This is a genomic window from Lactococcus allomyrinae, from assembly GCF_003627095.1.
GTDB lineage: Bacteria > Bacillota > Bacilli > Lactobacillales > Streptococcaceae > Lactococcus > Lactococcus allomyrinae.
This window is the reverse complement of sequence record NZ_CP032627.1, coordinates 2078009-2095684: the sequence shown is the minus strand read 5'-3', so window position 1 is coordinate 2095684 and position 17676 is coordinate 2078009. Positions and strand designations below refer to the sequence as shown.

13 protein-coding genes are annotated in these 17676 nt (G+C 38.6%); 9 read left to right on the top strand and 4 right to left on the bottom strand.

Annotation, left to right across the window (positions count from 1 at the left end):
• Positions 1–8 precede the first annotated feature (8 nt).
• Positions 9–1376, bottom strand: a complete 1368-nt coding sequence (gene mnmE / locus D7I46_RS09855; RefSeq protein WP_120772744.1) for a tRNA uridine-5-carboxymethylaminomethyl(34) synthesis GTPase MnmE — start codon at positions 1374–1376, stop codon at positions 9–11.
• 117 nt (positions 1377–1493) lie between these two features.
• Here mnmE and D7I46_RS09850 point away from each other — a divergent pair, with 117 nt between their 5' ends.
• The 4 genes from D7I46_RS09850 to D7I46_RS09835 all read left to right on the top strand — a co-directional run bounded on the left by D7I46_RS09850 (position 1494) and on the right by D7I46_RS09835 (position 5246).
• Complete coding sequence (locus tag D7I46_RS09850; RefSeq protein WP_120772743.1) at positions 1494–2222, top strand: pseudouridine synthase; 729 nt, start codon at positions 1494–1496, stop codon at positions 2220–2222.
• Between the two features lie 62 nt (positions 2223–2284).
• Positions 2285–2929: a TetR/AcrR family transcriptional regulator gene (locus tag D7I46_RS09845; protein ID WP_120772742.1), complete on the top strand. Its 645-nt coding sequence runs from the start codon at positions 2285–2287 to the stop codon at positions 2927–2929.
• 326 nt (positions 2930–3255) lie between these two features.
• Positions 3256–4005, top strand: coding sequence for an ABC transporter ATP-binding protein (locus D7I46_RS09840; protein WP_120772741.1), 750 nt, complete (start codon positions 3256–3258; stop codon positions 4003–4005).
• Entirely contained in the window at positions 4002–5246 is a 1245-nt protein-coding gene (locus D7I46_RS09835; protein ID WP_120772740.1) for an ABC transporter permease, read from the top strand. Before D7I46_RS09840 ends, D7I46_RS09835 begins: the two co-directional genes overlap by 4 nt.
• Positions 5247–5485: 239 nt before the next feature.
• Here the strand turns inward: D7I46_RS09835 and D7I46_RS09830 are convergent, their stop codons facing one another.
• From D7I46_RS09830 to D7I46_RS09820, 3 genes are all read right to left on the bottom strand, one after another.
• The gene (locus D7I46_RS09830; RefSeq protein ID WP_120772739.1) at positions 5486–6130 is read right to left on the bottom strand and encodes a hypothetical protein; all 645 of its coding nucleotides are present in this window, start codon (positions 6128–6130) and stop codon (positions 5486–5488) included.
• Between the two features lie 272 nt (positions 6131–6402).
• A complete protein-coding gene (locus D7I46_RS09825; RefSeq protein WP_120772738.1) occupies positions 6403–7758 on the bottom strand; it encodes an NAD(P)/FAD-dependent oxidoreductase in 1356 nt (451 codons plus the stop codon).
• Positions 7759–7965: 207 nt separating this feature from the next.
• On the bottom strand, positions 7966–8580 hold the full coding sequence (locus D7I46_RS09820; RefSeq protein ID WP_120772737.1) for a TetR/AcrR family transcriptional regulator: 615 nt from the start codon (positions 8578–8580) through the stop codon (positions 7966–7968).
• Between the two features lie 417 nt (positions 8581–8997).
• On the opposite strand from D7I46_RS09820, the gene D7I46_RS09815 reads away from it, so the two are divergent.
• The 5 genes from D7I46_RS09815 to D7I46_RS09795 all read left to right on the top strand — a co-directional run bounded on the left by D7I46_RS09815 (position 8998) and on the right by D7I46_RS09795 (position 17554).
• Positions 8998–13293 (top strand): 2-hydroxyacyl-CoA dehydratase, encoded by a 4296-nt coding sequence (locus D7I46_RS09815; protein WP_120772736.1) that lies wholly within the window; start codon positions 8998–9000, stop codon positions 13291–13293.
• A gap of 145 nt (positions 13294–13438) precedes the next feature.
• Positions 13439–14740 carry an MATE family efflux transporter gene (locus D7I46_RS09810; protein WP_120772735.1) on the top strand — a complete coding sequence of 434 codons (1302 nt, stop codon included), beginning with the start codon at positions 13439–13441 and terminating at the stop codon, positions 14738–14740.
• A gap of 268 nt (positions 14741–15008) precedes the next feature.
• A complete protein-coding gene (locus D7I46_RS09805) occupies positions 15009–15212 on the top strand; it encodes a hypothetical protein (RefSeq protein ID WP_120772734.1) in 204 nt (67 codons plus the stop codon).
• A 393-nt stretch (positions 15213–15605) separates the two neighbouring features.
• Positions 15606–16820 (top strand): MFS transporter, encoded by a 1215-nt coding sequence (locus D7I46_RS09800; RefSeq protein ID WP_120772733.1) that lies wholly within the window; start codon positions 15606–15608, stop codon positions 16818–16820.
• 71 nt (positions 16821–16891) lie between these two features.
• Positions 16892–17554, top strand: a complete 663-nt coding sequence (locus tag D7I46_RS09795; RefSeq protein WP_120772732.1) for a Crp/Fnr family transcriptional regulator — start codon at positions 16892–16894, stop codon at positions 17552–17554.
• Positions 17555–17676 lie beyond the last annotated feature (122 nt).

Genomic DNA, 17676 nt, shown 5'->3' with positions numbered 1-17676 from the left:
AGTATTTTTTATTTACCAAGGCAAAATTGCGAGAAAAGTTGCGTGATAAGCTCATCTGGTGCGGCTTCGCCAGTAATTTCGCCGAGAAGTTGCCAGCAGCGCGTGATGTCAACTTGTACTAAATCAACGGGAAGTCCTTGATATAAACTATTATTAGCTTCTGTCAGTGCTGACAGTGCTTTTTCAACGAGTGCAACATGACGCGCATTTGATAGGACATTTCCGTCAGCGGCTTCAATCTCGCCTGCGAAGAAAATACTGTTAATTCTTTGTTCAACGGCATCTAGATTTTCATTTTTTAGGGCAGAAATACGAATGAAGTCTACAGGAAGTTTGTCAATCTCAATTTTTTCAGATAAATCAGTTTTATTAAGCAAAATGATTCGGTTAGTATTTGCTGACAGTTCTAGGAGTTCTTCGTCATTTTTTGTCAATTGCTCTGAAGCATTAAGCACTAGCAAGACAAGGTCAGCCTCGGAGAGTGCTTTTTTTGAGCGTTCAACACCAATCGCTTCAACGACATCATCAGTTTCACGAATTCCCGCAGTGTCAATCAACTCTAAAGGGACGCCGCCAATATTAGCAAATTCAGTAATGCTATCTCTTGTAGTGCCTGCAATATCAGTTACAATCGCTTTTTCTTCACGAAGAAGTTGATTGAGAAGTGAAGATTTTCCAACATTTGGTCGTCCAATGATTGCGGTTTTCAACCCTTCACGGAGGATTTTTCCACGTCTACTTGTTGCGAGTAACCCACGCAAAAGTTGCTCAAAATGAGCAGTTTTTTCCACTAACATTTGTGAAGTCATTGTTTCTACATCATCGTATTCAGGATAATCAATATTGACCTCAACTTGCGCTAAAGCTTCCAAAATTTCTCTGCGAATACTGTTAATCAAATGAGAAAGTGAACCATCTAGTTGTTTGACAGCGATATTTGCTGCCTTATCTGTCTTTGCCCGAATCAAATCCATCACGGACTCAGCTTGTGCCAAATCCATACGCCCATTTAAAAAGGCACGCTTTGTAAATTCACCAGGTTCAGCTAGTCTGGCACCATTGCGCAATAAAACCTGCAAAATTTCTTGTGTCACAGCAATCCCGCCGTGAGTATTAATCTCAACGATATCTTCGCGCGTAAATGTTTTTGGAGCACGCATGACAGACACCATAACTTCGTCAATCAAAGTATCGTTTTCAAAAATATGTCCATAATTTATCGTGTGTGAAGCAACGTTTTTAAGCGTTTTTCCTCGAAAAATTCTGTCAGCAATAATGAGAGCATCTGTTCCCGAAAGTCGAACAATGGAAATCGCTCCCTCACCAAGCGGCGTTGAAATCGCCGCGATTGTATCAAATTCTTGTGTTAAGCTCATAGTTCTATTTTACATTATTTTTAACCATTTGAGGAGGACTTTTACCAAAAAATTTACTGACAGAGTAAAAATGAATCTGTCAGTACACTGACAAAGATTTTCCTGTATAATATTCTTATGAGATTAGACAAATTTTTAGCAGAAGCAGGAATCGGAACACGGAGCAGCGTCAAGATTTTATTAAAAAAAGGTTTAGTGACTGTTGCTGGCCAAGTGCAAAAAGATGGGCGTTTTCAAGTTGATAAAAATTCAGTTGAAGTTTGTTTTGATGGGAAACCGCTCATTTATCAGGAGTTTTATTATTATTTGTTGAATAAACCCCAAGGCGTTGTATCAGCTACGAAAGATAATATTTTTAAAACAGTTGTCCAGCTACTAGATAAAAAAGACTTTCGTGAAGATATCTTTCCTGTTGGACGATTGGATAAAAATACAGAAGGGCTTCTTATCTTAACCAATGATGGTGCGTTAGGTCATGATCTGACTCAGCCCAAAAAGCACGTGGAGAAAGAATACTTCGCGCGAATTGATGGAAAAGTGACAAATGAAATTATTGATAAATTTGCAACAGGCTTGACTCTAAAAAATGGAGAAAAAGTGAAACCAGGCGAGCTTTACTCAGAAAAAGTGTATGAAAGTGACACGCAAAGTGGCTGGATGAGTGAGATTCGCATTGTTATCCACGAAGGGAAATTTCATCAAGTTAAGCGAATGTTTGAAGCCGTAGAAATGTACGTTCTTTACCTTAAACGAATAAGAATGGGCAATCTAAAATTGGATAAAAATCTAAAGCTAGGAGATTACCGTATTTTAACAATAGAAGAAATTGAAAGTTTAAAAAAGTGATATAATAATGAGTGAGCAGTCACTCATTTTTGAGTACAATAAAATCAAGAAAGTGAGAAAAAATGACAGAATCAACAATTACTACACTTTATGAGCAAACTTTAGATAAACTCGAACATCTTACAGAGCGACAAAAGTTAGTTTTACGCGCAGCGTTAAAACTTTTTGCATCGCAGGGTTTTGAAGCGACATCAACTGCTCAAATCGCTGCAGAAGCAGGAGTGGCATCTGGGTCAGTCTATAAACAATTTAAAAATAAACAAGAACTGTTAGTTGCCGTACTTGCTCCCTTGTTTCAGGGAACGTTAGACGCAATGGCAGATGAATTTGCTGATAGTGCGTTTAATATTGAATATGAAACATTAGAAGATTTTATCAACGCTCTGGTAGTGGATCGGATGACCTATATCCACGATAATTTTCAAGAGATAAAGCTGCTTTTCGGACAACTTTTGACAAATTCGATATTTGTGACACAAGTTAAATCGTTTTTTGGAGAGCAACTTCAAAAGTTGGTTATCCCAACAATAAACCGTCTTCAAAAAGAAAACAAGATGGTTAATTTACCTCATGATATTATTTTTGAGATGGCTTTTGGCATAATTGTTGCTTATTTTGGAAAAATACTGATAGGACTTGACTGCAGAACGCTTGAAGAAGAAACAAAGTATGTGAGTCAATTGCTCATTAAAGCATTAAGAGTTTAATTCTTGACAAAAAAGAAAGTGCAGATTATAATAAAAAATAAACAGTGAGTGAGCACTCACTCATTTACTTGGCTTATTTATTTTTTCGATTAAGAAATGAGTGAGAAATAAAAGTGGCAAGCTTATGCATTGATGATATTGATTCTAAAAGTGTAAATCAGTTGCCTTTTTGCTTCTGAGGAGCAAAGTACCAGATAGTAATTTGCATGATTTTATGCAAATATTTCACACCTTGAATGAGTTCGGAGCGCTTAAAGTGTGTGAAAACAGATAGAATTCATCACTTTGGAAGAGCACACGTCACATCTTTTGCAAGGAGAAAGAATATGGAGAATGCAGTTTCTGTAAAAAATCTGACAGTAAAGTTTGATAAAATGCCAGTCTTAAATCAACTTTCGTTGGAGCTTAAAAAGGGAGAGATAGTAGGACTTATTGGTCCTTCAGGCGCTGGGAAATCTACCTTTATCAATGCACTCTTAGGGATGGTAAAGCCAGATATTGGTGAAATAAAAATTTTTGGTAAAGAAATCCCTAATCGGCAGATTATGGCTAAGATTGGTTTTATGGCCCAATCAGATGCTCTTTTCACAGAGCTAACTGGCCGCCAGAATCTTGAGTTTTTCGGAAGTCTTCAAGGAATATCAAAAAAAGACTTGGCTGAAAAGATGATAAAATCGGCGCAAATTGTGAATTTGACAGCAGATTTAGATAAACGAATCAGTGGATATTCTGGAGGGATGAAGCGAAGATTGAGTTTGGCAATTGCTCTTACGGCAGATGCCCCACTGATTTTACTAGATGAACCAACTGTTGGGATTGACCCTGAACTTCGCCGTGATATTTGGGATGAGCTACGTGAGCAAGCTGCAAAAGGGAAAGCAATTTTGGTAACAACTCATGTCATGGATGAAGCTGAAAGGTGTAATCAAGTTTTACTCCTACGTGATGGTAAATTTGTAGCACAAGGGACACCAGTAGAGCTTAAAACTCAATATGATGCAACAAGTATTGAGGAAGTCTTTATAAAAGCGGGGCAAGAACTAGAACGCTCAAAAAATATGGGGGTTGACAAATGAGAATACAAGCAATCATTAAACGAATTCTTCTCCAAAGAAAAGGAGATAAGCGGAGTCTAGCTTTACTTTTTGTTGCTCCACTATTGATTTTGAGCTTGATGTACTTACTTTTGCAAGTTCCCTCAAATGTAAACTATCGCGTAGGTATTGATAATCAAACAACGGAAACAACAAAGCATTTACCAGCGGATGCGCAGCTCGTCACACAACTAAAAAAGAATGATAAACTCACAATTGTAAAAGTTGAAAATAGTAAGCGGCAAACATTAAATGATAAAAATCTGGACGCAGTAATAACCGTTCAAGACCATAAAATAGATGTGACTTATACTAATACCGATACAGGGAAAACTCAGGTTATATCAAGCGTTTTGAACGGGCTTGTCCAATTGACACAGGGAAAGAGGACTCAGGCGCAAATACAAAAAACAGTTGAAAATGCAGTAGAACAGGCTCAAACTGCCACTCAAAAAGCAACACAAGAATTAATTGATGTAGCAGTAAAGGCAGGTGCCAATCCCCAAGTACTGCAAAATACGCTTAAAAAACAGGATTCTAGCGCAGGAAATTCTAGTTTTGAACTACCTAAAGTACAAGCGATGAGTATTGAAAGTCATTACCTTTATGGAACAAGTAAACTCAATCCTTTTGATAATCTTGCTCCGGTTTTAGTTTCTTTCTTTGTATTCTTCTTCGTATTTCTTATTAGTGGTATCAGTCTAGTTAATGAACGAACTTCTGGGACCTTGACTCGGATGCTGGTATCACCTGTCAAACGGAGTGAGATTGTTGCTGGATATACAGTTGCTTATGGTTTTCTTGCTGTTGTTCAGACACTCCTTGTATTAGTATGGGCAAAATATGTTCTCCAAATGAAAGTAGTCGGGCATTTTGGTTGGGTTATTTTGATTAATCTTCTAATTGCGATGATTGCTTTGATGATTGGTTTGCTCTTATCCGCTGTTTCCAAAACAGAATTTCAATTTATTCAATTTGTTCCGATTGCCATCGTTCCTCAGTTTTTGTTTTCGGGAATTATCAATGTTGATACGATGAGTCAACCTTTGCAATGGTTGGCGCATTTGATGCCACTTTACTATGCAGTAGATGCACTTGTGAAAGTAGTTAAGCAAGGAATGGGATTTAGTCAAATTTCTTTCGATTTGGGAATACTTTTTGCCATTGTCTTGCTACTTTATATGCTCAATGTTGTTGCGTTGAAGGCTCTACGAAGAACGTGAGGTCGCTGTTTGCTGAATCTTTTATTTTGAGGTGAAGCACAAAATCTTGTAATAAAAAAGCCGCAATCTGACGTGGCTTTTTTTATTATTAGTAGAATTTATCTTTTATGACTTTACGTAACGTTATCTTATACTAATGCAGATCTAGTAGCTGAACTGCAAATATATTGTTTTGCGATGATTGGGGAAAGCATCGCTTTTCTTATCCGCAACCTTGACACATTGCGCCAAACTAAGGATTAGAATATTTCTGCAGCTTCAAGGATTTTGCGCTCTTTTTGTATGATATTTTCTAATTCGAGTGGAGAAACTCCGTGTTGTGAATTTTCAATGTTCAAGTCCAACATATAGACAGCTTCGTCAAGGAAAGAAGCACGGTTTGTTTCAAAATAACGGATTAGCATGATAACTCCTTGTGAAGAAAGGTATTTGTCTTCTAAGCGATTTTCAGCTAGGACAGAATTTTTGAAAATATTCGATGACTCCTTATTGAGTTCAAATTCGCAATCTGTTAATTTTATCTTTTTTGCCCAGTATTTTTTGGAAGAGGTCATAAAATATTTGCGCCCTATAGAGGTAAGTATCAGGTCACTTACTAGAAAAATCATAATCGAAATAATGAGGACACCAATCAGTCGAGGGATTGCAAGAGTAATTTCTTGTCCTATAAAGTTAACTGGAATGATACCTAGAGCTGTAAGTGAGGAGAAAGTAACAAGAAAAAGAGGGAGAATCAATGCAATGATGCAGGCATAGAAGCTTTGTGAGTGTAATGCTTTATGTTCAAGTTTTCGTTGCAAATCTCCTCGCTTATGATTTACTTTTTCCAAGTCATTAATCGTTTCTAGAAGTTTATAACAATATTGTAAGTCTCCTTCATACATTTGTGTTCCTTTCGTTAGGTTATATTAGCTCACTTTTAAATTTTTACTGATTTCTAAAGGGAACTTTTATACTAATTCACCTTTAATTTTACGCAGTAAAATTATTAGATGAACTGTAGATATACTGCCTTGCGACGATTGAGAAAAGCAACGCTTTTCTTATCTGTAACCTTGACGCATTGCGTCAAGCGCAAGAGGTGGCTTGCGGTATAGGTTTAAAAGTTAAACAGTATTAGAAGTTCAACTGTGTTTGTGCAAGTGGTATATGAAAACTAATGGGATTGTGTATCTTCTTTTCTAATCAGTTTAACCAATGGACGAATAATTCCTCCGGGATTTTTGTAGCTATGTTTAAAGTAAAAATCGGAAAATTCTAAATCTTCAGCGGTTAAATCATATTGAATAGCTAGAGAAATTAAATCGGAATAGGAAGGAATCTCGGGGGATGTCCCTTCAATTTGTAATCCGAGAATCTGATGAGTTTCTTTTTCATAAACCATATAAGCATTGATATATTTATCACTGTTCAAATAGGTATTTCTATAATTTACGATGCCACATTTATAGCCGTTTTGTTCTGCGCTTGTTTTTGTCATACCGACAGAGCAAATTGATCGTTCATCTAGATTCATATTATAAGTATTTTGCGATGGACGAAGTTTCAAAATAGGTTTTGCAAGGTTGATTGCGGCGATTTCTCCTTGACGTAAAGCTTCTGCAGCATGAGGCAGATAGTGAGTGCCTTTTAGTCGGTAGACGGTTGATGTCGCACAATCTCCTATGGCAAAGACATCGGGACTGCTAGTCTGCATATATTCATCAACTTCAATTGCTCCTCGTTCGCCCAATTCTGCTTGACCTTTGAGTAAGAAAGTATTTGGTTGGAATCCTGTGGAATAAATGATTGCATCAGCTTCAAAGACTTTATCATTGTTTGTAAAAAGGGTGATAGCTGAACCGAGAGTTGGTTGATTTGGTTCGGTGATATTTGTAGGATAAGTGGATAAAGAAAGCTTGACCCCTTCTTTTTCGAGCATACGTTCAATACTTCGGGCGGGCACTTCATCAAGGTATTTATTTAAGATGTAGTGATGGGCTTGGACAAGTGTGACTTCAAGTCCTCGTTTTGCAAGAATTTGTGAAATTTCTACTCCGATGAATCCTGCACCAACGACAATAACTTTTTTTGCTTTTCCAATGAGTTGAGCAATATTTTTGGCATCGGAGATGTTTTTTACGGTGTAAACTTTATCGCGATAACTTCCACTAAAGTTTGGTAATACGGGATAAGAACCGACCGCAAGGACGAGTTTGTCATAGGAAGTGCTGTGAATTTCGTTAGAGTTGTTTTGAGTGAAAAAGATTTGTTTTTTTGCTGTATCAATTTTTCTGATAATCGTTTGGGTTTTTACAATAATTCCTTCATCGTACAAACTTTCAACTGTTGCATATCCACCATTTTTTAGTAAGTCGTCCTTGCCCATCAAGTAGATGGGAATGGATTGGGAAACAAAACTGATTTGTTCTTGTTTTTCGTAAATAATGACTTGTGCATCTGGAAATTCTTCTCGTGTTCGTCTTGCACAGGCGATTCCAGCATGAGAGGCTCCGATAATGATTACTTTCATTTTATAAATTCTCCTTAAGATGAGTGGCGCTATCTTTAAAAATTTCAACTTTCTAAAGGGCGAACTCAATTTGAATTAGTATTAGGCTTGTTATAATCATTATAATATAAATTAATTTAAACAAATAATGAAGTGACAAGAGATTTTATCAGTAAAAAAACTTCTGTCAGTATACTGACAGAAGTTTTGGTTTGATTGATTATGCTGTTAGCTTTCACGATTAATGTTAACGCCCAGCACGGTAAGATGTCCGTTGGAAATGAGCTTGATAATGAGGTGAGCAAAATTTTTGGCACTCATTTGTTTTGAGGAATTGACCCACCAGTCTAAAGTTCCGACTAAGATTGAACTGATATAGGAAATGACAAAGTCGTTAGGAACAATCACATCTCTTTCGCGAACTTCCAATTTTTCGAAAAGTTCGGCATAACGTTCAGATAGGATTTCTAAAAAGCGATCCATCAAGCTTTGTTCGTGCGCTCTATCAGTAATAATCTGCGCAAGTTCGGGATTTTCTCTGACAAATTCATAAAAGCGTGTCAGTACTGTTTCGATTTCTTTGACATGGACATTGCTACCATCAACGAGGTTTTCTTCATCCAAGATTGTCGTGAAGCTCGTCAGAAAATCATCTACTAGGCTATCGTATAAATCTTGCTTGTCAGCATAGTGCGCATAAAAAGTAGCACGATTAATCATCGCAGAGTCCGCAATTTCCTGAATGGAAATTTTTTCAAATTTTTTCTTGCGTAATAGAGCGAAAAAAGCTTGAGTAATCAGCTTTCGGGTTCTTTTTACGCGTAAATCATCGGTTTTAACCATAAAATCATTCTTTCTTATTGTGACAAAACTTATCTTATAAGAAGTGTTGTCTGCTTCACAAAAGGAATTCTACTAGTGATAGAATCTATTGATGGGTTTGTCGGATTTTTCACACAATATCAACTAATACTATTATAGTTTAATTTTTGACTAATGTCATTTAACAATGAAGTAAAATTTTTTTGTCATTTATGTCAAATAGATTTTCCATAATCAACAGCCTGCCTAGGAACGTTGTTTATGTGACAACCACGGGCTTTTTGCTGGTTGCAAAAAGGTTGACAAATGGTAAAATTAAGAACAGATGAGATAATCAACAAGCTGTTTAGATATTATTTCAGAAATAACAAAGAACAAGGTAAACTATAAAAAGTAGCATAACAAAATCTGGTGGCTCAAGAAAAATAAGGATAGAGAATGGAAAATAAGTATAAAGCAGGGATAGATGTAGGTTCTACAACAGTAAAGTTAGTTGTTTTTGATGAGCAGTATCAATTGCTATTTAGCCGTTATGACCGTCATTTTTCGGATGTGAAACAGGCAACAATCAAGGTATTGACCGACTTTAAAGAAGAATATGGAGATTGTACGTTTTCTCTTGCGATTACTGGTTCTGGTGGCATGGGGCTTGCGGAAGTTTTAGATATTCCTTTTATTCAGGAAGTTATTGCAAGTAGTATTACGATTGAAAAATTCATTCCTGAAACAGATGTCATGATTGAGCTGGGCGGTGAAGATGCCAAGATGACTTTTTTTGACAGTGGTACGCAGGAATTACGGATGAATGGGACTTGTGCGGGAGGTACAGGGGCTTTCATTGACCAGATGGCAGCGTTACTCAAAGTTGATGCGAATGGTGTCAATGAATTGGCGAAAGACTATGAAAAGATTTATCCGATTGCCAGCCGTTGTGGTGTGTTTGCAAAAACTGATGTGCAGCCTTTGCTCAATGAAGGTGTGGCGCGCTCGGATATTGCAGCATCAATCTTTCAAGCCGTGGTCAATCAAACCATTGCTGGGCTTGCTTCTGGACGAAAAATCAAAGGCAAAGTTGCCTTTCTTGGCGGTCCGCTTTATTTCATGAGTGAACTGCGTAAACGCTTTATTGAAACGCTGGATTTGTCTGACGAAGACGTGATTTTCCCTGAAAATCCGCAGCTTTTTGTCGCAATGGGTGCGGCATTATCTGACGAAACGGCTGAAAAGTCTGTCAGCCAGCTGACAGAAAGTTTGGAGCAAGATGACTCGGACAACTTGATTCCGCAAGACACGATGGACAAACTTTTTGAGAATCAAGAAGAACTTGATGCTTTTCGTGTCCGTCATGCCAAGGCGCAAGCGAGTTACAAAGCGCTGTCAGCCCATCATGGCGCAGCTTTTCTGGGGATTGACGCAGGTTCGACGACGACAAAGCTTGTTTTGATTGACGGCGACGGCAATATTTTGTACGACTACTATGGCTCAAACAATGGCGAACCGCTGGAGTCTGTCATTGCTGTGATGAAAGACTTGTATAGCAAATTGCCAGCTGATGTGTATATCGCAAAGTCAACGGTAACGGGCTATGGCGAGCACTTAATCAAGGCGGGACTTCATGTTGATATGGGCGAAGTGGAAACGATGGCGCATTACAAGGCGGCGGATTATTTCAATCCTGGCGTGGATTTCATTCTTGATATTGGCGGTCAGGATATGAAAGCCATGCGGATTCGGGACGGTGCGCTGTCAAGTATTCAGCTCAATGAAGCCTGCAGTTCAGGCTGTGGCTCATTTATCGAAACATTTGCAAATTCGCTGAAGCATGATGTGCGTGATTTTGCTGGGAAAGCCTTGCTTGCTGAGCATCCAGTTAATTTGGGTTCACGTTGCACCGTTTTCATGAATTCAAAAGTCAAACAAGTGCAAAAAGAAGGAGCAACGGTCGGCGATATTTCCGCAGGATTGTCCTACTCTGTCATCAAAAATGCGCTTTACAAAGTCATCAAGGTCAAACGCCCCGAAGAACTCGGCAAGAAAATTGTTGTCCAAGGCGGCACTTTCTATAACGAAGCGGTGTTGCGTGCTTTTGAGAAAATTTCTGAACGTGAAGTTGTCCGCCCAAGTATCGCAGGACTGATGGGCGCTTACGGTTGTGCCTTAATATCACTTGATCATGAAATTGTAGGCAAAAAGTCAGAAATTTTGGGGCTGTCAGCACTGACAGATTTTCAAACGCATAAAGAATTTATGACTTGCGGGCTTTGCGAAAATATGTGCAAAATGACGCTCACGGTTTTCAATGACGGCAGCAAATTTGTCACAGGAAATCGCTGTGAACGGGGCGCAGAAAAAGCCACTCAAATCAAAATCGAAAAGAAAGACAAAAAAGTCAATCTGGTTGATTACAAATACAAAAAACTGTTCCGCTACCACAGTCTATCAAAGAAAAAGCAAACCCGTGGCGAAATCGGCATTCCGCGCGTGCTAAATATGTACGAAAATTATCCACTCTGGCACACGATGTTGACGGATTTAGGCTTCCGAGTTGTTCTGTCACCAAAATCAGATAAGGCACTTTTTGAGCAAGGCATTGAAACGATTCCCTCGGATACGGTCTGTTATCCGGCGAAAATGGCACATGGACATATTCAGGCATTGATTCATCAAGGCGTACCAACGATTTTTTATCCTTCTGTTTTATTTGAACAAGAAGAACAAAAAAATGCGCAAAATCATTTCAACTGTCCGATTGTGCAGTCTTATCCAGAAGTCATCAAGAACAATATTGATGAAATTCGTGATGGTGAAGTTGCCTATATTCATCCATTTATCAATCTGGCACAGTTTGATAGTGTTGCTGACAATATTTATAAAGCACTGAGTGCTTCTGGGATTTCTGTCAGTACTGACGAAGTGCGCTCAGCGGTCAAACACGGCTTTGAAGAACTCGAAAATTTCAAAAAAGACATTCGCGACAAAGCCGAAGAGCTGCTCATGCAAATCAATCTGAACAATGAAAAAGCGATTGTGCTGGCGGGTCGTCCTTATCATCTTGACCCAGAAATCAATCATGGCATTGCTGACATCATTACTCAAGAAGGTTTTCATGTGCTGACAGAAGATTCCATCAGCCACCTGACAGAAGTTTCGGGCTTGCGCGTCGTCAATCAGTGGGTTTATCACAGCCGTCTCTACGCTGCGGCGCAAGTCGTCTGCAAAAATAAAAACCTCGAACTCGTCCAACTCAACAGTTTTGGCTGTGGACTTGATGCTGTCACCACTGACCAAGTTGAAGAAATCATGCGTGGGCATAACAAACTGTACACCGTCCTCAAAATTGACGAAGGCTCAAACATGGGCGCGGTTCGTATCCGTCTGCGTTCGCTCAAAGCGGCGGTTTCGGAGCGGAAACGTCATAATGTGGAAGCAACACTTGAAATGACAGAACTCGTACCAGAAACGCCACAATTTACAAAAGAAATGGCGAAGAAACATACGCTTTTATTACCTATGCTGTCACCGATTCACCAAGAAGGTTTGATTGATGCCGCCTTTTCTGCCTCTGGCTACAACGTAGTGTCGTTGCCAGAAACGCAAAATTCGGTCAATAGTGGTCTGAGATTTGTCAATAATGATAGCTGTTATCCAGCCATTATCACGATTGGTCAGCTCATCGAAGCGCTCCAGTCAGGCAAATACGATGTGGACAACACTTCCGTCATGATGACACAGACAGGCGGCGGTTGCCGTGCGACCAACTATATTCCATTGCTCAGAAAAGCACTGATTGATGCAGGATTTCCTCAAGTTCCTGTTGTCAGTTTGTCTATGGGCAATCAAGGAACGGAAAAAGGCTTTAAATTTACCGTGCCACTCTTGACACGATTTATGATAGCCGTGCTTTACGGTGACCTCTTTGAGCGCGTCGTTTATCGCACGCGACCTTACGAAGCAGTCGCAGGTTCAGCCAATGAATTGCACGCCAAATGGCTCGAAAAAGCTCGCCACAATGTCGAGTCTGCCTCTATCTTTGAGTTTAACCGAAATGCCAAACAAATCGTCCGCGAATTTGACGCGATCGAGCTACTCAACGTCCAAAAACCGCGTGTCGGCGTTGTCGGCGAAATCCTTGTCAAATATAGCAAAACGGCAAATAACGACATCGTCAGCATCATCGAAGAAGAAGGCGGCGAAGCAGTCGTCCTTGACTTGATTGGTTTCATGAACTACAGCCTCTACAATCAAATCTGGAAAACCGACGAAATCGGCTTTGCCAAGAAAAATAAACTCATGGCAAAAACCTTCATAGGTATTATCAATATGCTAGAAAAGCCAATGAACAAAGCCCTCAAAAATTCCAATCGCTTTGACGCAATCGAGTCGATTTATGATGTTGCTGCCAATACCGAGGAAATTATTTCCATCGGAAATCACACAGGAGAAGGCTGGTTCCTAACGGGCGAAATGATTGAGCTGCTCCAAAAAGATGTGATGAACATTGTCTGCTTACAACCATTTGGCTGCCTGCCCAACCACATCGTCGGCAAAGGGATGCTCAAAGAACTCCGCCGTCAATATCCAGGGGCAAACCTTGCTCCAATCGACTATGACCCTGGAGTTTCTTCTGTCAATCAGCTGAACCGCATTCGTCTCATGATGGCAACAGCCAAAAAGCATCTGAATCATGAAGAAGAAAAAATAGAAATGGTTCAGATGGGTTCACATGGCTATTGATAGAGCAAAAAAGAACTGATAGAATTTCTGTCAGTTCTTTTTTTGCTGTCAGTGTGCTGACAAAATAAGAAAAGTCTGAAAAATCTGATTATTTGTGTTATACTCAATAAGATTTCAAGAAAAATATCAGGAATAATAAAGAATAATGCAAGAAAATCTATTTAAGGAAATCCAAAGGTTTGCGCTTCCACTGATGACTAACAATTTTCTTCAGCTTATCATCAATCAGCTGATTTTATTTTTGGCGGTCAATCGGTCAATCAAAAATTTGGCAGGAATCACAACGATACAAAGTCTGCTCTATGCATTAGGTGGAATTTTGGGCGTCGTCGCTTTAGCGTTCAACATTGAAGGCGGACAAGCACTTGGGAAGTCAGATGAAAAAGGTTTTCTCCAACTGATTAAGTCTTCGCTTATTGTCAATATGCTCATCGGAATTATTTTTGCTCTCATCACACTTGTGTTCGGGCGTTTATTTTTATCCATAACCTACGCTTTTGATGGAAAAATGCTTGAAACAGCGACAGTATATCTACTCATTCAATCTCCGTATATCTTTTTGACACTGATGATGTTTCTTTCGGCAAATTTGATTAAAATTCAAAATAAAACGAATGATATTCTCGTTATTTCCTTAGTGAGTACAGCATTAGAAATTTTGTTAAATTTAATCCTTGTTCGTATGATAAATATGGGAATTATTGGAGCAAGTATTGCCTCGATTCTTGCTTTACTTGTTATGGTTTTTCTACAATTTTGGGTTGTTCGGCACAAACTGGCACAAGCTTGGGGCGAAAAAGCAATGAAAATAAAACAACTTTTGAGAAAATCAGTGCCACTTGGCGGGCAAGAAATTTTAGAAGGGGTCATTTTTACGATTTTCTTTGAAGCTTTGATTGCGCGACTTGGTGTGACTACATTAGCGATTTATGGGCTTTGCGCTCAAGCACTGAATATCATAAAAATGCCTACTTACATCTACGAGAATGCTGTAACCATCTTTGGGTCTAAAGCATATGGCGAAGCAGATTTTTCAAAGATTTTTCGAACCATCAAGATTGCAATCGTAAGTAGCGCAGGATTTTATTTCATTTTTTCAGGTTTAATTTTGTTGAATGCTAAGCGATTCGCTGCTCTTTTTTCATCAAGTGAGATTGTTGCGCGTTTTCCTATATATCTACTTATCGCTCTTGTTTGTTCGATATTTTTTATTTCTTACGAGATTTTCAAAGGAATTCTTCAAGCGATGAATTTAGAAAAATTTGTTTTGCGAAATTCTTTTGTGATTAATCTCGTGATGTTTTTGACGATGTTAGCTTGCAAGCTTGCAGGAGTAACAAGCTTTATCTTGCTTTTCACACTTTATGGATTTAATCTTCTTGTTTTGAGTCTTATCTTGATAAGAAAATTGATAAAAGAAAAAATCAAATACAAGCTTTTATACTGATAAAAATTACTAACAGTTTTTTCGTCAGTACATTAATGATAAACAAAGGTTCACTGACACACTGTCAGTGATTTTTTGCTGTCAGTGTGCTGACAACACCAAACGTTGTTAACATTTGTGACTTGTAGCAAATGTTAACAACGTTTGGTGTCGTGCTAGGGGAAAACTTTTTCTAAAATAAGTGAGTAAGTTGAATCAAAGTGAATCAACAGAGTACAGAAAGCTAGCATCTGTACCCATATACCAATTATCAAAAGGAGTTTCTACCATGAAATTTGAATTTAAAAGTCTGTCAGTATACGAAGAAGACGTGATGCCTAACTACACTGCTGACGGAAAGTTGAACTATGTTGTCCGCGAGTTTGAAGATATGGCACAAGCCATTAAATACGTCACAGACCATCATGGTTTTATGACGACTGACGACGGCTCACGCGCTTTTGAAGTCCGAAACATCCAACTCGTCAAATAAATAAAAAATGTGCCAGAAGGTGTATTTTTTATGCAATTTTACTGATAGAGCTCTTGTCAGTAATTGAAAACTTCTGTCAGTAAATTTCTTGCACTGACGCAAGAAGCAGTTTGTGCGGAACGCAAACTTTAACAATAAGGTTGTTCAGAAGCTCGTATTGCTCGAAGCTGAACCCAAGGTACAAGCTCACGAGGTCACCTTGTTCCAAGAAGTCTAGCCGCTAAAGCGACTGACCCTATGACAGCTTTACGTTCATTTACTCGGCATAAATGCCGAGTGATTGACTGTCAAAGTTGCGGATGAAGCAAGCTTCGACGAAAAAGCAGAGCTTCTGAACACTTCTAATATCATTACTGACAAATCATATTTATCAAAAACAGAAACGGAAACATCATGAAAAAAGAAAGTATCTTTACCCCTACTTTCGTCATTAACACATTAATCAGCTTTTTATTTTATATTGTCTTTTATGTTTTGACATCATCCATCAGCACTTATGCTCTTCAGCAACTCCATCAATCTACCGTAGTGAGTTTGTCACTATCAAGTGTATTCGTTATTGGAGCATTGATTGGCCGTGTATGGACAGGGATTACTATCACAAAACTCGGAATGAAACGATTGTTATATATTGGAGGTATTCTTTTTCTTGCCCTAATTTTTGGTTATTATCTTACAACTAATATTCCGTTACTCTTTATTATTCGTATCGTTCAGGGAGCAGGTTTTGGTATTGGAGCAACGGCGTCAGGAACCATTGCAGGTCATATCGTTCCTGCATCACGCCGAGGTGAAGGAATTGGCTATTATGCCCTTTCTGTAACACTTGCTGCTGCAGTAGGGCCAGCGCTTTCGATTATGATTTATTCATCGCTCGGCTTCACCTATCTTTTAGGCTTGGCATCAATTTTGTTGGTTCTTACCTTTGTTCTTATTTTCTTTGTTCATGTGAAAGAACTAAGTCCAGAAGAACGTGCTCATGCGCTTGCTCACCAACCACAAGGTGTAGATAAATTTCTTGAAAAATCCGCCCTTCCTATCTCAATCGTTGCATTCCTTGCTGGGTTTATTGATTCTGCAATCTTAACAGGAATGGGATCATTCTCAACTGCACTTCACATCCCACTTGCAGGGTCATTATTCTTTACAATGTATGCCATTCTCATCTTCCTTTCTCGTCCATTGACAGGTCGTATCTTTGATACAAAAGGGGACAATTGGGTCTTCCATCCTACTTTTATCTTCTTTACTGTTGCAATGCTACTTGTAGGGCTTGCAGGTTTCTTTAACCCAACATTAGGCTTCGTCGTGTTGTTGATTGCAGGTGGTGCTTTTGGACTTGGGTACGGTGGTGTAGCACCATTTGGACAAGCAATTGCTATTCGAGACTCTAACAAAGAACGTATTGGAGTTGCCACATCAACGTTCTTTGGTTTTCTTGACCTAGGTGTTGGTGGAGGGCCAATCGTGTTGGGTGCTATCATCCCGCTATTAGGTCAAGGAATGAGTGGATTCCGCAATCTTTATCTTTACAGTGCGCCAGCCGTGATTGCCGTTTGGATTATTTACTACCTTATTCACGGAAAAAAACAAAAAGTAGTAGTATAATAAAAAAGCAACACTAAAACAACTATTGATAAATTGTATCAATAACATTTTTCAAAAAATAATCATAAAAAATGACAAACGAACATATAGACAACCTCATACAACTTTTAGAAGAAAAAAAAGTTCCTGTCGTTACCCGTAAAAAGCATAGCTACGTAATGTACCAAGGAATTGAATCAGAATATATCTACATCTTGAAAGAAGGTGTCGCAAAAATCAGCAATATTCTTCGTGATGGTCGAGAATTTAATATCGCGTATGTCGTAGAACAAGACTTTGTATCACTCCTTGAAGAAGAGCAACAAGAAGGAATCTCAGCAGTTTTTAATGTCCGAGTCGAGTCTGACACAGCGAGTTTTTATCGTGTCTCACGCGCAGACTTTTGGGATTGGGTTCGCAGTGACCTCCGTCTTTTTAGGATTGTAAACGATTTTTATAAACGTCGCCTCTCAATGAACCTTAGTGTCCTACAAAAAATGACAATAAATGGTAAAAAAGGTGCAGTTTGTGCTTGCATCAATAGCCTGATTGAAGACTTTGGTATCATGAAAAAAGAAGGAATCTTAATTGATTTTCCCGTCACTAATGAAGATATTGCAGGATTTTGCGGTATTTCAACAAGAAATAGTGTCAATCGTATCATTCATGACCTAAAAATGGAAAAAGTAATTGATATCATTGATAACAAAATTATGGTTTATAATCCGCAGTATTTAGAGGATTATATCAGCTAATGATAAAAAGACGAGTGCTATCTCGTCTTTTTAGTTAGCTATGGACAGTCGGGCTTACATCTTGGTATAACTGAGTTTGAAAGATTAGAAATGAGTGAAAAAAGATAAGTCTTTCCAAGAAA